We start from the raw sequence: 15,191 nt of genomic DNA, 5'->3' as shown, positions 1-15,191 counted from the left end.
CGAGCCTCCTTCGATCATTGACGCTGTTTCAGGAGAAAGCCGATGTGGCTCAGCAATTTCACGCTCGTTCTTCCCAATGAAGTCGTCGACCGGGGCGCGGTGCGCATCGAGGACGGCGTGATTGCCGAAATCCGTTCCGAGCCGGTTGAGCGGCCGACCTTCGACGGCGGCGGACGCCTGCTGATGCCGGGTTTCGTCGACCTGCACTGCGACATGGTGGAGCGCGAGATCGCGCCGCGGCCGAATGCGATGATGCCGATCGATTTCGGCATTCACGAGCTGGACAAGAAGCTGGCGGCAGCCGGCGTCACCACGGCCTTTGCGGCACTCTCGTTTGCGACCGAAAGCGTCTACGGTCACGTCCGCTCATTGGAAACCACCTCCGCTGTTATCCGCGGCATCGGCAGCCTGCGCGACGAACTGTTGATCGATCATCGCGTCCATGCGCGTTACGAAATCACCAATCTCGGCGCGGCTCCGACCCTGGAGCGGCTGTTGGAGGAGGGGTCCGTCGACATGGTCTCCCTGACCGACCACACGCCGGGGCAGGGCCAGTATAACGACATCGAAAGCTATATCCGCAGCATGTCCGAGCGCCGCTCCATGTCACGCGAGGCGGCCGAGGAAGTTGTGGCAAACCGCATCGCGCAGCGCCAGGATCCGGAGATCGAGCGCAAGCTGCATGATGTCGTCGGGCTGTCGCTGAAACATAATCTGTCACTGGCATCGCATGACGACGACAGCGCCGAAAAGGTGGCGGCGATGCACGATCTCGGCGTGACGATCAGCGAGTTTCCGGTCACCGGGCCGGCTGCGGAAGAAGCCTGCCGCCGTGGCCTCTGGACCTTGATGGGCGCGCCGAACGCACTGCGCGGCCAATCGATGTCCGGCAATCTCAGCGCCTTGGATGCTGCCCGCGCCGGCTTGCTCGGCATCATCGCGGCCGATTATCACCCGGCCGCTTTCGTGCCGGCGATCTTCAAGATTGCGGAAGTCGTTGCCGGTGGCCTGCCGGCGGCGGTCGCCACGGCAAGCTCCAATGCCGCTCGTGCGGCCGGCCTGATGGATCGCGGCGAAATCGCCATCGGTCAGCTCGCCGATCTGGTCGCCGTCGAGCCCGGTTCGGTCCACCGCATCCGAGCAACCTTCCGCGGCGGCCGCATCGTCTATAGCGACGGCACGCTGCATCCGCTGATGGCGATGGCCGCCTGAGCAAAATCGGATTGTTTGCTCCCCCTCATCCGGATGAGGGGGCAGCCTGGAGCGACAGCCCCTGATTAATTCACATCACCGAGCAGTGACAAGACCTGCCGTCCCTGGATAGCTGGCGCGCTCGCAACGCTGACGGCCTTGCCGTCTTCCATCCTGATCTTGCCTTCCGCCAACAGCCGCAGCGATTGCGGATAGAGCTGATGCTCGACCGTAAGCACGCGGGCGGCAAGGCTGTCCGCGGTGTCGTCGCTGAGGACGGGCACGGCCGCCTGGCCGACCACTGGGCCTTCATCCATGCCTTCGGTGACGAAATGCACGGTGCAGCCGGCAATGCGCATGCCGGCGTCGATCGCGCGCTGATGCGTGTGCAGGCCGGGGAAAAGTGGCAGCAGCGAAGGATGGATATTGATGATCCGGCCTTCATAAGCCTGAATGAAGCGGGCGGTGAGCAAGCGCATATAGCCCGCAAGGCAGATGATATCGGGCGAGAGGGCTTTCAGCTGCGCAAGGATCGCCTCTTCATGGGCTTCCTTGCTGGCAAAATCCTTGCGGACGAAAGCAAAGGTGGCGATGCCTTCGGCTGAAGCCTTTGCTAGCCCGCCGGCATCCGCCTTGTCGGAGATGACGCCGACGATTTCGGCCGGGTAGTCGGCTGCCTTCGTGGCTTTCAGAAGAGCCAGCATGTTGGAGCCGCCGCCGGAAATAAAGACGACGACGCGTTTGCGCGGCGTGGTCATAGAGCAAGCGTGCCCTTGTAGACGGTGCCGTGGGCGCCTTCTTCGCGGGCGATCATGCGGCCGAGCGTAACGACTGCCTCGCCTTCGGCCTCAAGCGCGGCCTTCACGGCCTCGACGTTTTCCGGAGCCACGACGACGATCATGCCGATGCCGCAATTGAAGGTGCGCAGCATCTCCTTGGCCTCGACGCCGCCGACCTTGGCAAGCCACGAAAAGACCGGTGGCACCTTGACGGCGGCGAGATCGATTTCGGCGGCGAGATGCTTCGGCAGCACGCGCGGAATATTTTCCGGGAAGCCGCCGCCGGTGATGTGGGCGAGCGCCTTGAGGGCATGCGTTTCGCGAATGGCTTTGAGCAGCGGCTTCACATAGATGCGCGTCGGCGTCAGCAGCGCTTCGCCGAGCGCCTTGCCTTCGGCAAAGGGAGCCGGCGCGTCCCAGCCGAGGCCGGACAGCTCGACGATCTTGCGCACCAGCGAGAAACCGTTGGAATGAACGCCGGAGGAGGCGAGGCCGAGGATGATGTCGCCTTCGGCAATATCGCCGGAGGGCAACAGCTGGCCGCGTTCGGCGGCGCCAACGGCAAAGCCCGCCAGATCATAGTCACCGTGGGAATACATGCCCGGCATTTCCGCGGTCTCGCCGCCGATCAGCGCGCAGCCCGCATCGCGGCAGCCGGCGGCAATGCCGCCGACGATCGCCGCGCCCTGGTCGGGGTCGAGCTTGCCGGTGGCGAAGTAGTCGAGGAAGAACAGCGGTTCGGCGCCCTGGACGACAAGATCGTTCACGCACATGGCGACGAGATCGATGCCGACGGTCTCGTGGTAGTTCGCGTCGATGGCGATCTTCAGCTTGGTGCCGACGCCGTCATTGGCGGCGACGAGTACCGGATCGGTGAAGCCCGCGGCCTTGAGATCGAAGAGGCCGCCAAAGCCGCCAATCTCACCGTCGGCGCCGGGACGACGCGTCGAACGGACGGCGGGCTTGATCTTTTCGACCAGCAGGTTGCCGGCGTCGATGTCGACGCCCGCGTCGCTATAGGTCAGACCGTTTTTTCCAGACTGGCTCATGCTTCCGCCTCCGATGGCCACCTGTCCGTCGCGACAGGGCTTTGATCGGGTCGCCATTGCATGATAGGGCCCTTTATGCAAGGCGCAAGCGCCGCAAACCCCGCGATTTTCCCCGCTTCCCATCGCCCGAGGGGGATTTCCGGTCTCAGGCTTGACCATAATTGCAGCATCATCCTATGTCCTAAGCGTGCGGCAAACGGGCTGGAAACGACGGGGAAGACGATGGAGCAAAAGGTCAGCGGGGCGAGCCTCAAGCGTCAAGTCACTTTCTGGGTGATCGTGCTCGTCGTGTTCGTCGCCTTTCTTTATGTCTTCAGCACGATCCTGCTGCCGTTCATCGCCGGCATGGCGGTCGCCTATTTCCTCGATCCGGTCGCCGATCGGCTGGAGCGGATCGGCCTTAGCCGCCTGATGGCGACGGTGGTGATCCTCGTATCCTTCATCCTGATCTTCGCGCTGGCGCTGACGATCTTCATTCCGATCATCATCAACCAGTTCAACGACTTCATCCAGCACATACCGGCCTATGTGCAGCAGATGCAGCAGCTGGTCGCCAAGGCGCAGACGATGGTGCTGCCGGACTGGATCCGCAACCAACTCGGCGCGATCAAGGATAATTTCTCCAGCATAATGTCGGATGGCCTGAGCTTCGTCGGCGGGCTGTTCGCGCAGATCTGGAGTTCCGGCAAGGCGCTGGTCAACATCATCTCGCTGCTGGTCGTCACGCCGGTCGTCGCCTTCTACATCCTGCTCGACTGGGATCGCATGATCGCCAAGGTGGACAACTGGATACCGCGCGACCATGTCGCCACCGTTCGCCAGATCGCAACGGAAATCGATCAGGCGATCGCCGGCTTCATTCGCGGCCAGGGTTCGCTCTGCATCATCCTCGGCGTCTACTACGGCGTCGGCCTGTCGCTGGTCGGGCTGAATTTCGGCCTGCTGATCGGCCTCTTTGCCGGCATGATCAGCTTCATTCCCTATGTCGGCTCGCTGGTCGGCCTCATCCTGGCGGTCGGCGTCGCGCTGGTGCAGTTCTGGCCCGACTATATCTGGGTCGGCCTGACGCTGGCCGTCTTCTTCACCGGCCAGTTCCTTGAAGGCAACGTGCTGCAACCGAAGCTCGTGGGCGAAAGCGTCGGCCTGCATCCGGTCTGGCTGATGTTCGCGCTTTTCGCCTTCGGCGCTCTCTTCGGCTTCGTCGGGCTGCTGATCGCGGTTCCTGCCGCGGCAGCATGCGGCGTCCTTGTCCGCTTCGCCCTTTCGCGTTACCTTCAGAGCGATCTCTATTACGGACGCTCGGAAGCGGGCAAGGCGCGCAGAGCCAAGGCCGGCAAGCCCGAGAATAGCCAGACATGACCGATGCAAAGAACGCTGATGTGAGGCGCAGGATCGCCGAACAGCTACCCTTGGCCTTTACGCACGACCCCGCAAGCGGCCGCGATGACCTGCTCGTCGCCGATCCGCTGAGTGCTGCGGTGAAGATCGTCGATTCCTGGCCGCATTGGCCATCGCCCGTGGTCATTCTGGCGGGCCCGGTCGGCTCGGGGAAGTCGCATCTCGCCAGCATCTGGAGCGAGCGGTGCGCCGCCGTCCACATCCATCCGGTGGTCGGTTCCGCCGCCGCGATCGCGGCGTCCCACGGCCCGGTTATCTTCGAGGACGTGGATCGTGTCGGCTTTGACGATACGGAGCTCTTCCATGTCATCAACAGCGTTCGCGAAAACGGCACCAGTCTTCTGATGACGAGCCGGCTCTGGCCGATGTCCTGGCCGGTGACGCTGCCCGATCTGCGCTCCCGCCTGAAGGCCGCGACGGTGGTCGAAATCGGCGAGCCCGACGAAGAATTGCTGTCGCAGGTGATCGTCAAGCTCTTCGCCGACCGCCAGCTTTATATCGATGACAAACTCGTCCTTTATATTGTCAATCGCATGGAGCGCTCCCTCAACGCGGCGCAGTTGATCGTCGACAGGCTGGATCGGCTGGCACTCGGGCGGGGTACAAGGATCACGCGCCTGCTGGCCGCCGAAGTCTTGAACGAACTGGGCAATTCCGCTCAGCCGGATTGAGCTGACATCGACTGTCACAGTTCCGTCGTCAAACTGATATACGTGGCACAGGATTGGAAAGAGGGTAGGTGGAACATGGACTCGGCACTCACGGAACATCAGGACGCCAACCAGCAGGCTCCGGAGGCGGCCCCACCCGTCAGCGAATTGCTGACGAGCCCCGAACGCTTCATCAACCGCGAATTTTCCTGGCTGCAGTTCAATCGCCGTGTCCTCGAGGAGACGCTGAACACGGCCCATCCCCTGCTGGAGCGGGTCCGGTTCCTTTCCATTTCCGCCGCCAACCTCGATGAATTCTTCATGGTGCGTGTCGCCGGCCTCGAAGGCCAGGTTCGCCAGAAGATCCTGGTGCGCACGCCCGACGGCAAGACGCCTGCCGAACAGCTCGACGATATCCTGCGCGAGATCGACAATCTGCAGATGGAGCAGCAGGCTTCGCTTGCCGTCCTGCAGCAATACCTCGCCAAGGAAGACATTCTCATCGTCCGCCCGGCTGCCCTTTCCGACATGGATCGGCAATGGCTCCACACCGAGTTCGAACAGGCGATCTTCCCTGTCCTGACGCCGCTCTCCATCGACCCAGCCCATCCTTTCCCGTTCATTCCGAACCTCGGCTTCTCCATCGCGCTGCAGCTGAAGAGCATGAACGGCCGCGAGCCGATGACGGCGCTGCTGCGCCTGCCGCCGGCGCTGGACCGCTTCGTTCGCCTGCCGGACGCGAGCAACGTCATTCGCTACATCACGCTTGAAGATGTCGTGAACATCTTCATTCAACGCCTCTATCCCGGCTACGAAGTGCAGGGTTCGGGTACGTTCCGCCTTATCCGCGACAGCGATATCGAAGTCGAGGAAGAGGCCGAGGATCTGGTGCGCTTTTTCGAAACCGCATTGAAGCGCCGCCGCCGCGGCTCGGTGATCCGCATCGAGACGGACTCCGAAATGCCGCTCGAGCTTCGCCAGTTCGTGGTGGAGTCGCTGAACGTGCCGGAAAACCGCATCGCGGTTCTGCCGGGCCTGCTGGCGCTCAACACCCTGTCCGAGATCTGCAAGGCGCCGCGCGACGACCTTCGTTTCGAACCCTACAATGCCCGATTTCCTGAGCGTGTCCGCGAGCATGCCGGCGATTGCTTCGCCGCCATCCGCGAAAAGGACATGGTCGTCCACCACCCCTATGAATCCTTCGACGTGGTGGTCCAGTTCCTTCTCCAGGCTGCGCGCGATCCTGACGTTCTGGCGATAAAGCAGACGCTCTACCGGACTTCGAACGACAGCCCGATCGTCCGTGCGTTGATCGACGCCGCCGACATGGGCAAGTCCGTCACGGCGCTGGTCGAACTCAAGGCCCGCTTCGACGAAGAGGCGAACATCCGCTGGGCCCGCGACCTTGAACGAGCCGGCGTGCAGGTCGTCTTCGGCTTCATCGAGCTCAAGACCCATGCGAAGATGTCGATGGTCGTGCGCCGCGAGGACGGCAAGCTGCGCACCTACTGCCATCTCGGCACCGGCAACTATCATCCGGTCACCGCCAAGATCTATACGGACCTGTCCTACTTCACCTGCGATCCGAAGATCGCCCATGACATGGCGAACATCTTCAACTTCATCACCGGCTACGGCGAGCCTGAAGACGGGATGAAGATCGCGGTTTCGCCGCATACGCTGCGCCCGCGTATCCTCCAGCATATCGAAGGCGAGATCGAGCACACCCGGAACGGCCGTCCCGGGGCCATCTGGATGAAGATGAACTCCCTGGTCGATCCGGAGATCATCGATGCGCTCTATCGCGCCAGCAATGCCGGCGTCGAGATCGACCTGGTCGTGCGCGGCATCTGCTGCCTGCGCCCGCAGATCCCGGGTCTTTCCGAGAGGATCCGCGTCAAATCCATCGTCGGACGCTTCCTGGAGCATAGCCGGATCTTCTGCTTCGGCGATGGTCACGGCCTGCCGTCGGACAAGGCGTTGGTTTATATCGGCTCGGCCGACTTGATGCCCAGAAACCTCGACCGCCGCGTCGAGACGCTTGTGCCGTTGACCAACAAGACCGTGCATGAGCAGGTGCTCTCGCAGATCATGCTGGGCAATATCATTGACAATCAACAGAGCTACGAGATATTGCCGGACGGGACTTCAAGGCGCATCGAGGTGCGCAAGGGAGAAGAGCCGTTCAATGCTCAGCAGTATTTCATGACCAATCCCAGCCTGTCGGGCCGTGGCGAAGCCTTGAAATCCAGCGCACCGAAACTGATTGCTGGGCTGCTGTCGGGCCGTAACATATAAATTGGACCTGCATGGTTGAATCTGAAGCCCAGGGACGCCTTCCGGGTGTTGCCCCTGTCTCCGTCGTCGATATCGGGTCGAATTCGGTCCGTCTCGTCGTCTATGAGGGCCATTCGCGGTCGCCGACCATCCTTTTCAACGAGAAGGTGCTGTGCGGCCTCGGCAAGGGCATAGCGCTGACGGGAAAGATGGATGAGGAGAGCGTGGCGAGGGCTCTTGCTGCGCTGCATCGCTTCAAGGCATTGTCCGATCAGGCGCGCGCATCCACGATCTACGTTCTGGCGACGGCCGCGGCGCGCGAGGCCAGCAATGGTCCCCAATTCATCCATCAGGCCGAATCCATCCTTCAGCGCAAGGTGCGCGTGCTGTCCGGCGAGGAGGAGGCACGTTTCTCCGCGCTCGGCATCGTCAGCGGTTTCTTCCATCCCGATGGCATAGCCGGCGATCTCGGCGGCGGTTCGCTCGAACTGATCGACATAAGGGAGCGGGAAATCGGCAAGGGCATCACGCTGCCGCTCGGTGGCTTGCGGCTTTCCGAATATGCCGGCGGCTCGATCGAGAAGGCGCGCAGCTTCGCGCGCAAGCATGTCAAGACGGCCAAGCTTTTGAGCAAGGGCGAGGGGCGAACCTTCTATGCGGTTGGCGGCACCTGGCGAAACATCGCCAAGCTGCACATGGAAATGCGCAAATATCCGCTGCACATGATGCAGGGCTATGAAGTGTCGCTTGAAGAGATGATCCGCTTTCTGGATCAGATCGTCGAATCGAAGGATTCGAAGGATCCCGCGTTGCAGGCGGTTTCCAAGCATCGCCGTTCGCTGCTGCCTTTCGGCGCCGTCGCCATGCGCGAGGTGCTGGCGGCCATGAAGCCGTCCGTCATCTCCTTTTCCGCGCAGGGTGTGCGCGAGGGCTACCTCTATTCGTTGCTGACGGAAGTCGAGCGCAACAGCGATCCGCTGCTGGTCGCGGCCGGCGAGCTTGCCATCCTGCGCGCCCGCTCGCCGGAACATGCCCGCGAGCTGGCCGAATGGACGGGGCGCATGATGCCGTTCTTCGGCATCACCGAGACGGAAGAGGAGAGCCGTTATCGTCAGGCCGCCTGCCTGCTTGCCGACATCAGCTGGCGCGCGCATCCGGATTATCGCGGCCTGCAGGCGTTGAACATCATCGCCCACACGTCTTTTGTCGGCATTACCCATGCCGGCCGCGCCTTCATCGCGCTTGCCAATTACTTCCGTTTCGAGGGGTTGAGCGACGACGGAGCGACGGGACCGCTGTCGACGATCGCCACGCCGCAATTCGTCGAGCGCGCCAAGCTGCTCGGCGGCCTGCTGCGTGTCGTTTATCTGTTTTCCGCATCCATGCCCGGTGTCGTGCGCAATCTGTCGTTCCGACGCTCGACAAACCCGGACCTGGACCTCGAATTCGTCGTTCCTGCCGAATATCACGACTTTGCCGGCGAAAGGCTCGACGGTCGCCTGCAGCAGCTCGGCAAGCTCACGAACCGCCGGCTGGCTTTCTGCTTCGAATAAGTCTGCCTGTTTCGAACAGGCCGGAAGCCTCTCCCCGTATGGCGGGGAGAGGCGGTTTCGTCGCGGCTTACTTCGCGTTCAGGAAATCACCGACTTCAAGAATGCTGAATTCGTTGTCGTCGGCCTTGTTGACGGCGCGGCCTGCGGAGAAGGGCAGGTTGTTGTCGTTGCCGATGATGATATGCGTGGCATCGATGCGGTCGACATTCTCGATGGTGACGAAGGGCATGTCGTAGAAGCCTTCGCCGCCGCCCTGGCGACGCTTGTGGTCCGGATCCTCGATGTGCATCAGGTCGATATAGCCGATCTTGCGGACGGCCTTGCCGACGTTGGCGTCGCTGAACTCGATCTTGTAGACGCGCTTGAGTTCGGCCGGAGCCTCGAAGCAATCCGGTGTCGGCTGCTTCGGATCGGCGCAAGCCTTGTCCTTCGTGCCGGCGCCGTTGTCGCGTTCGATGACCAATGCCGTCGTTTCGTCGAGCATGTTGAAATCGCCGATCGAGACGCCCTTGTCCGCGAAGGGATAGAGCCAGCTGCGGCCGGTCCAGCTTTTCGAGGCGACGTCGAATTCGATGACGCGGATGGCCGTTTTGCCATCTACGCTCTCCATCTGGCCGTCATCCTTGTAGATCGGGCCTTCCAGCAGGCCATAGAGCTTGGAGCCGTCCTTCGACATGGCAAGGCCCTCGAAACCGCCGGAGCGCTTGAGGTTGAAGGCGGGCATCTTCTGCGTCGGGTTGCCCGGCAGCTGCAGCAGCGGATTGTCGGGAGACATGACCGGCTTGCCGTCGAGCGTCGTCGGGAAGACGTCGGTCAGCTGGCCGTCGGTGTCGAACTTCAGCAGGTAGGGACCGAATTCCTCGCCGATCCAGAAGCCATCGGCAACCGGCTGGATCGATTCGATATCGAAATCGGCGCCGGTCAGATAACGCTTGTCGGCGCCTTCCAGAACGATCGGGAAGGGAGCCTTCTTGTTCGGATCGGACAGGAACAGGTTCTTGACGACTTCGACCTTGCCGCCGTCCCAGTCGAACTTGAGCTGGTGCAGGAAAAGCATGGCGTCGGAGGAATTCTGCTTGGAGCCGAAACCATTGTCGGACAGCGTCCAGAAGGTGCCGTCCGGCATGGTCTTGATGCCGGAAAAGCCCTGGATCGGCTGGCCGTCGAAGGGCAGCTTCAGGTCGGTGACGCGGGCGCCGTCCTTGCCGGGCACGGTGCCGAGCGCGTCGGTGCGCTTGCGGTCCGGCGTCGTGAACTTGCCGGAGGTCTTCAGAAAATCGGGTGCGTCGCCAGGGGCGGCAACGATCGTGTTGGCCGGCAGGATTGCCTGTCCGGCGAGCTTTGCCTTGAACTGCTGTTCGTCTGCCTGGGCCGAGGCGGCAAGCAAAATGAAGAGTGCCGTGGAGGCGGAAAGAATTCTTGTCATCATGTCACCTTGTTGGTGGGATTGGCGAAAACAACCCCGCTTAACAGGCGAGCCATGTCGGCGAATTAACGCTTAGGTGAAGATTTGGTGACTGTGGACAACCCATAGGGTGTGAAGCCAGGGCGTGCATCGACATAGAAATGCATCTGATGATTTGTATTGCTTACGATCTGTTGCGGGCAGTCATCAGCACTTGCCGGTCCTGTGTGTGAAGGGCGATGACGCCAAGAGACTGGTCGCGGCCGCGAACGGCATGGTCGCCAAGCTCTTCCTTGATGATCGCTTCGGGAAGTTCGAGCCGCCTTGCGAGGTCGCTGGAAATCAGCACCTGGCGTTCCAGTGTCTTGCACAGCGATTCCAGCCTTGCGGTCGTGTTCACCGAGTCGCCGAAATAGGCGATCTTGTGATGGTCGACGCCGATTTCGGCGGTAACGATGCTGCCGCCATGCAGGGCGGCGCGCAGGCGCGGCACCCTGCCATAGGATTTCAGCCAGGTTTCCGCATTCGCCTCGATGTCGTCGAGGATACTGAAGACGCAGCGCACGCAGTTGGCATTCTTGACGCCACGCTTGAGCGGCCAGGTAATGATGGCGGCGTCGCCGATATAGTCGTCGATCGCGCCGTAATGCCGTCGCACCGGCTCGGCCATGGCGCCGAACACCGCGCCAAGAAACTCCTGTGTCTTGAGGTCGCCGTGTTCCTCCGCGAAGGCAGTGGATCCAACGAGATCGATGAAGAGAAATACGCGCTCCTCCTGTACCGGATTGCGATATCTGCCGGTCAGCAGGCTGAGGAAGACATCGCGGCCGAGCAGTTCGCGCACGCGGCTGACGAAGATGACGACGGCCGTCACCGCGACGGCATAGATGTAGACATCGACCTTCAATACCGTCAGGTCTTCCCAGGAGGCCTGCACCAGGCCCAGCAGCTTCAGAAGGCTGCCAGCCATGGCGTAGCCGACGCTCATCAGAAGAAAGTCGACGACGAGGGCCGAGAGGATGAAGGCCGGCGTCGGCAGGCGGTGCATCCAGACATTCAGCCGCGGCAGGATGATGCGGCGCTCGAAAGCCAGCAACGGCATGCCGCAGAACAGGGCGAAGACCGCGCCGATATATTCCGGCGATTGCGGAAAGAACACCTTGGCGTAGATGACGCCCGTCGAAGCGAGAAACAGCGACGTCAGGATCCAATTGCGTATCGAATGGAGAATACCCATTCACTTTTTCCGCCAAGAACCGACGCCTTTCATCGACGCGGGATTGCGCCGGCAAACCGGAACGTCATCGAATATAACGACTACACAAGACGTTCATTCTACGAGATTTGCGGCGCAATCGTGATGGCGACCAGCGTCTCGATCCGCGAATCATACGCAATCGCGAAGCGCTGGGAAAGAACAATGTCGTGGCTAGAGAGTGACGGTCTCGATTCGCTTGCCGACGAAGCGCAGGGCCACCTGACCCTGGATCAGCTGCAGGGCCGTCTCGCCGAACAGATCGCGCCGCCAGCCGGTCAAGGCGGCGACTTCGGCTTTCTCGCCTTCGGCGGCGATCTTGTCCAGGTCGTCGCTGTTGGCGATGACTTTCGGTGCCACGCCATGTTTTTCGGCGATGAGTTTCAGCAGCACCTTCAGCAGCTCCGAAGCGGCGGCCGTGCCTTCCGGGGCCTGCTGATGACGCGGCGGATGCGGCATATCGGACTTCGGCAATGCCAGCGCCGCATTGATCGCCTCGAGCACCGTCGTACCGGCGGCGGAGCGCTCCCAGCCTTTCGGGATGGTCCGCAGCCGGGCAAGCGCCTCGCTGTCCTTCGGCTGCTGCTGAGCGATTTCGTAAATCGCATCATCCTTCAGCACGCGAGCGCGCGGGACGTTGCGGGCGCGCGCCTCGCGTTCGCGCCACGCCGCCACGTACTTCAGCACGGCGAGCTCCTGCGGCTTGCGCAGCCGCATCTTCAGCCGCTGCCAGGCATCGTCGGGGTGAAGATCGTAGGTTTCGCGCGCTTCGAGGATCGCCATCTCTTCCTGCAGCCAGGAGGCGCGGCCTTCCCGCTGCAGCTGCTCGCTGAGCGAGAGATAAACGTCGCGCAGGTGGGTCACGTCGGCAAGCGCATAGTCGAGCTGCTTTTCCGACAGCGGGCGTCGGCTCCAGTCGGTGAAGCGCGAGGACTTGTCGATGTGGACGTTCTTGATTCGGCTGACGAGCTGGTCGTAGGAAACGGAATCGCCGAAACCGCAGACCATCGCCGCGACCTGCGTATCGAAGATCGGATGCGGAATGAGGTTGCCGCGATGGAAAATGATTTCGATATCCTGACGCGCAGCGTGAAACACCTTCAGAACCGATGGATTGGCCATCAGTTCGAAGAAGGGCGCCAGATCCAGCCCCTTGGCCAGCGGGTCTACCAGCACTTCGGTGGTGGGACTGGCCATCTGTATCAAACACAGTTCCGGCCAGAAGGTCGTTTCTCGCAGGAATTCCGTATCGATGGTAATGAATTCCGACTTGGCCAGCTCTTGGCAGGCCGCCTCCAATTGGGCGGTAGTTTCGATCATCTCAACACATTCATCGGTAAAATACTTCTTTAACTTCCTTCTCCTTTCAGGCGGATATGTCAATACTTTCGCGGACAAAGCCTTAGCCGCGTTTCGCTTTTGGCTGAAATTCTCGCAAACCGGGGGCGGGTTCGGGCGCGATCGCTCACATTAGAGCCGTGACAGCTCACGCCACGCGCACGTAACTCGTCATGCCGGTCTTCTGATGCTCGATGATATGGCAATGCAGCAGCCAGTCGCCGGGGTTGTCGGCGACGAAGGCGAGCTGCACCTTTTCGTCCGGCTGGATCAGATAGGTGTCGGACACGAAAGGCTGCACCTGCCGCGTCGAAGAGGAGAGGACGGTGAAGCTCATTCCATGCAGATGAATCGGATGGCTGTGCGGGGTGACGTTTTCCATGTCGATGACATAGCTCCTGCCGAGCTTGAGTTCGGCGAGCGGCGCGGTCGGATCGGGGGTGTCGCCCGGCCACGGCACCTTGTTGATGGCCCAGAAACTGTAGCCGAGCGATCCGCAGATGCTGTTGTCGGCGGTGTTTTCCGCCGTGGCACTGAGAATCAGCGGAATATGGGTTGCCGCGCCGAGATCGGCCTTCCGGACGGGATTGTCTTCCAGCGGCGCCAGGTCGCGGACATCCCGCTTCAGCGAACTGCCGACCGAGCGCAAGGTCGCCAGCACCTTCGGATCGGTGCCCTTGATATCCTCAAGCTTGACGATCGCGCCTTCGCTGTCGGGCATGCGTACGGCCAGCTCCAGCCGCTGTCCGGGGCCGAGCTGCAGGAGGTCGAGCGGGAAACGCTGCGGCACGGGATTGCCGTCGATGGCGATCACCGTCGCCTCGCCGCCATCCAAGCGGAAGGAATAGATGCGGGTGACGTCGGTAATGGCAACACGCAGGCGCACCAGACCGCCGGCGGGGGCGTTGTATTGCGGCTGCTGCTGCCAGTTCGCGGTTCGCACCGTGCCGTAGGTGCCGGACTTGGCGGCATCGCGCGGCCGGAACTGGGCGATAAACTGTCCATCGCTGCCGAGCCGCCAGTCGCGCAGATTGAGCACCACTTCCGAATCGAACGCCGGATCCTTGGGATTCTCGACCACGATGACGCCGGTCATGCCGTGGCCCATCTGCTCCAGCGTGTTGCAATGCGGGTGATACCAGAAGGTGCCGGCATCGGGCGGGGTGAAGGCGTAGTCGAAATGATCGCCGGTATAGACGTAAGGTTGGGTCAGGAAGGGCACGCCGTCCATGTTGTTCGGAAGGCGGATGCCGTGCCAGTGGATGGTCGTCGGGTCGTCTATGCCGTTGACGAGCCGGGCCGCGAAGGCTTCGCCCTTTTTCATGCGCACGACCGGCGGCATGCCGGCTTCCCCATAGGTCAGCACGCTCCTGGTCTTGCCGCCGTCCGTGAGGCTGGCTTCGATCTTGGCCGTCTTCAGCGTGAGCGGCTCAGCCGCCGCCGCCTTGCCCGTAAACCTTCCCGCTATGCCGATGCCCACGCCATAGGCACCGGCAACGGCTGAGGCTTTCAGGAGATTGCGTCGGGTGAGGATCGGCATGTCAGGCTCCGGGAGCGAAGATATATCGATGTCTGTTTAAAGTTGACCATCGTGTTCAGCAATAGCATTGAGGTAGCCAAACTGCCGCAGCGGCTACTTGCGGATGTCGATATGGGCGGGGATGTCCGTCATGCCGGATATCGAGGGAGCTGTATGCTCTCTGTGTAACGCCAGCTGAAAGGGGAGGCACCATATGCGTCGCGATGTTCCGGATCGGCTACGTCAATTCGCCAAAGCAATGCGTAGCGATGCCACCAGGGCCGAAAATATGCTTTGGCAAGCCGTGCGTCGGAGCCAGCTTGAGGGCTTCAAATTCAAGCGGCAGGTTCCGATCGATGGTTACATTCTCGATTTCGTGTGTTTCGAAGCTCGGTTAATCGTCGAGGTCGATGGCGCGCAACATGCCGAAAGCACAAGGGATGCAAAGAGAGATGCCTATTTCTCGCAACAGGGCTTTCGTACTGTGCGGGTCTGGAACCACGAGGTAACGACGAATCTCGAGGGAGTTTGCCTGACAATTCTCGCGGAATTGAAAAATAGCGGAGAATGAACCGGAAGGTGAGGCGTATGCGGACCCTATCTCGCCTTTGGCGGGCGAGAAAGCAATTTCATTGGTTTAGGAATTGCGAAACAGAGCTTACAGGGCATTCTAAAGCTTGACGCAATTTCTAAGCCATTGAAATTGCAAGAGCGGGGGTCTGTTTCTTGTTCAATATAATTCAAGGGTTCTGTGCGTCCCTGCCTACCCCCTCTCTT

The 15,191-nt window shown here is 61.4% G+C and carries 12 protein-coding genes; 6 read left to right on the top strand and 6 right to left on the bottom strand.

Features of this window, described 5'->3' with window-relative positions:
• Positions 1–42 precede the first annotated feature (42 nt).
• Positions 43–1,212 carry an alpha-D-ribose 1-methylphosphonate 5-triphosphate diphosphatase gene (locus GR212_RS09525; RefSeq protein WP_163986222.1) on the top strand — a complete coding sequence of 390 codons (1,170 nt, stop codon included), beginning with the start codon at positions 43–45 and terminating at the stop codon, positions 1,210–1,212.
• Positions 1,213–1,277: 65 nt separating this feature from the next.
• Here the strand turns inward: GR212_RS09525 and purN are convergent, their stop codons facing one another.
• Together purN and purM are read right to left on the bottom strand one after the other, a co-directional pair.
• The gene (gene purN, locus GR212_RS09520) at positions 1,278–1,949 is read right to left on the bottom strand and encodes a phosphoribosylglycinamide formyltransferase (protein ID WP_163986221.1); all 672 of its coding nucleotides are present in this window, start codon (positions 1,947–1,949) and stop codon (positions 1,278–1,280) included.
• On the bottom strand, positions 1,946–3,019 hold the full coding sequence (gene purM, locus GR212_RS09515; protein ID WP_163986220.1) for a phosphoribosylformylglycinamidine cyclo-ligase: 1,074 nt from the start codon (positions 3,017–3,019) through the stop codon (positions 1,946–1,948). The genes purN and purM overlap by 4 nt, the downstream gene beginning before the upstream one ends.
• A 222-nt stretch (positions 3,020–3,241) precedes the next feature.
• On the opposite strand from purM, the gene GR212_RS09510 reads away from it, so the two are divergent.
• The 4 genes from GR212_RS09510 to ppx all read left to right on the top strand — a co-directional run bounded on the left by GR212_RS09510 (position 3,242) and on the right by ppx (position 8,897).
• Positions 3,242–4,378: an AI-2E family transporter gene (locus GR212_RS09510; RefSeq protein WP_163986219.1), complete on the top strand. Its 1,137-nt coding sequence runs from the start codon at positions 3,242–3,244 to the stop codon at positions 4,376–4,378.
• Positions 4,375–5,088 (top strand): DnaA regulatory inactivator HdaA, encoded by a 714-nt coding sequence (gene hdaA / locus GR212_RS09505; RefSeq protein ID WP_163986218.1) that lies wholly within the window; start codon positions 4,375–4,377, stop codon positions 5,086–5,088. The genes GR212_RS09510 and hdaA overlap by 4 nt, the downstream gene beginning before the upstream one ends.
• Before the next feature lie 75 nt (positions 5,089–5,163).
• Entirely contained in the window at positions 5,164–7,365 is a 2,202-nt protein-coding gene (locus tag GR212_RS09500) for an RNA degradosome polyphosphate kinase (RefSeq protein WP_163986217.1), read from the top strand.
• A gap of 11 nt (positions 7,366–7,376) precedes the next feature.
• Positions 7,377–8,897 (top strand): exopolyphosphatase, encoded by a 1,521-nt coding sequence (gene ppx, locus GR212_RS09495; RefSeq protein WP_163986216.1) that lies wholly within the window; start codon positions 7,377–7,379, stop codon positions 8,895–8,897.
• Positions 8,898–8,964: 67 nt separating this feature from the next.
• Here ppx and GR212_RS09490 read toward each other — a convergent pair whose 3' ends face one another.
• The 4 genes from GR212_RS09490 to GR212_RS09475 all read right to left on the bottom strand — a co-directional run bounded on the left by GR212_RS09490 (position 8,965) and on the right by GR212_RS09475 (position 14,435).
• Positions 8,965–10,323 carry an esterase-like activity of phytase family protein gene (locus GR212_RS09490; protein WP_163986334.1) on the bottom strand — a complete coding sequence of 453 codons (1,359 nt, stop codon included), beginning with the start codon at positions 10,321–10,323 and terminating at the stop codon, positions 8,965–8,967.
• A 163-nt stretch (positions 10,324–10,486) separates the two neighbouring features.
• Positions 10,487–11,539, bottom strand: a complete 1,053-nt coding sequence (locus tag GR212_RS09485) for an adenylate/guanylate cyclase domain-containing protein (RefSeq protein ID WP_163986215.1) — start codon at positions 11,537–11,539, stop codon at positions 10,487–10,489.
• A 192-nt stretch (positions 11,540–11,731) separates the two neighbouring features.
• Positions 11,732–12,877, bottom strand: a complete 1,146-nt coding sequence (gene rnd, locus GR212_RS09480) for a ribonuclease D (protein WP_163986214.1) — start codon at positions 12,875–12,877, stop codon at positions 11,732–11,734.
• 166 nt (positions 12,878–13,043) lie between these two features.
• Positions 13,044–14,435, bottom strand: coding sequence for a multicopper oxidase family protein (locus tag GR212_RS09475; RefSeq protein ID WP_163986213.1), 1,392 nt, complete (start codon positions 14,433–14,435; stop codon positions 13,044–13,046).
• A 193-nt stretch (positions 14,436–14,628) separates the two neighbouring features.
• Here GR212_RS09475 and GR212_RS09470 point away from each other — a divergent pair, with 193 nt between their 5' ends.
• Positions 14,629–14,985: an endonuclease domain-containing protein gene (locus GR212_RS09470; protein ID WP_163986212.1), complete on the top strand. Its 357-nt coding sequence runs from the start codon at positions 14,629–14,631 to the stop codon at positions 14,983–14,985.
• Positions 14,986–15,191 lie beyond the last annotated feature (206 nt).

The sequence above is a fragment of the Martinezella lusitana genome (assembly GCF_010668395.1).
Classification (GTDB): domain Bacteria; phylum Pseudomonadota; class Alphaproteobacteria; order Rhizobiales; family Rhizobiaceae; genus Rhizobium; species Rhizobium lusitanum_A.
Note: the sequence above shows the minus strand (reverse complement) of the source record. Positions and strands in the feature narration are given on the sequence as shown.

What these genes read in the sequence shown, in the direction of transcription:
- GR212_RS09525 (WP_163986222.1), top strand. Translation starts at nt 43, where the DNA reads ATGTGGCTCAGCAATTTCACGCTCGTTCTTCCCAATGAAGTCGTCGAC.
- purN (WP_163986221.1), bottom strand. Translation starts at nt 1,949, where the DNA reads ATGACCACGCCGCGCAAACGCGTCGTCGTCTTTATTTCCGGCGGCGGC.
- purM (WP_163986220.1), bottom strand. Translation starts at nt 3,019, where the DNA reads ATGAGCCAGTCTGGAAAAAACGGTCTGACCTATAGCGACGCGGGCGTC.
- GR212_RS09510 (WP_163986219.1), top strand. Translation starts at nt 3,242, where the DNA reads ATGGAGCAAAAGGTCAGCGGGGCGAGCCTCAAGCGTCAAGTCACTTTC.
- hdaA (WP_163986218.1), top strand. Translation starts at nt 4,375, where the DNA reads ATGACCGATGCAAAGAACGCTGATGTGAGGCGCAGGATCGCCGAACAG.
- GR212_RS09500 (WP_163986217.1), top strand. Translation starts at nt 5,164, where the DNA reads ATGGACTCGGCACTCACGGAACATCAGGACGCCAACCAGCAGGCTCCG.
- ppx (WP_163986216.1), top strand. Translation starts at nt 7,377, where the DNA reads ATGGTTGAATCTGAAGCCCAGGGACGCCTTCCGGGTGTTGCCCCTGTC.
- GR212_RS09490 (WP_163986334.1), bottom strand. Translation starts at nt 10,323, where the DNA reads ATGACAAGAATTCTTTCCGCCTCCACGGCACTCTTCATTTTGCTTGCC.
- GR212_RS09485 (WP_163986215.1), bottom strand. Translation starts at nt 11,539, where the DNA reads ATGGGTATTCTCCATTCGATACGCAATTGGATCCTGACGTCGCTGTTT.
- rnd (WP_163986214.1), bottom strand. Translation starts at nt 12,877, where the DNA reads ATGATCGAAACTACCGCCCAATTGGAGGCGGCCTGCCAAGAGCTGGCC.
- GR212_RS09475 (WP_163986213.1), bottom strand. Translation starts at nt 14,435, where the DNA reads ATGCCGATCCTCACCCGACGCAATCTCCTGAAAGCCTCAGCCGTTGCC.
- GR212_RS09470 (WP_163986212.1), top strand. Translation starts at nt 14,629, where the DNA reads ATGCGTCGCGATGTTCCGGATCGGCTACGTCAATTCGCCAAAGCAATG.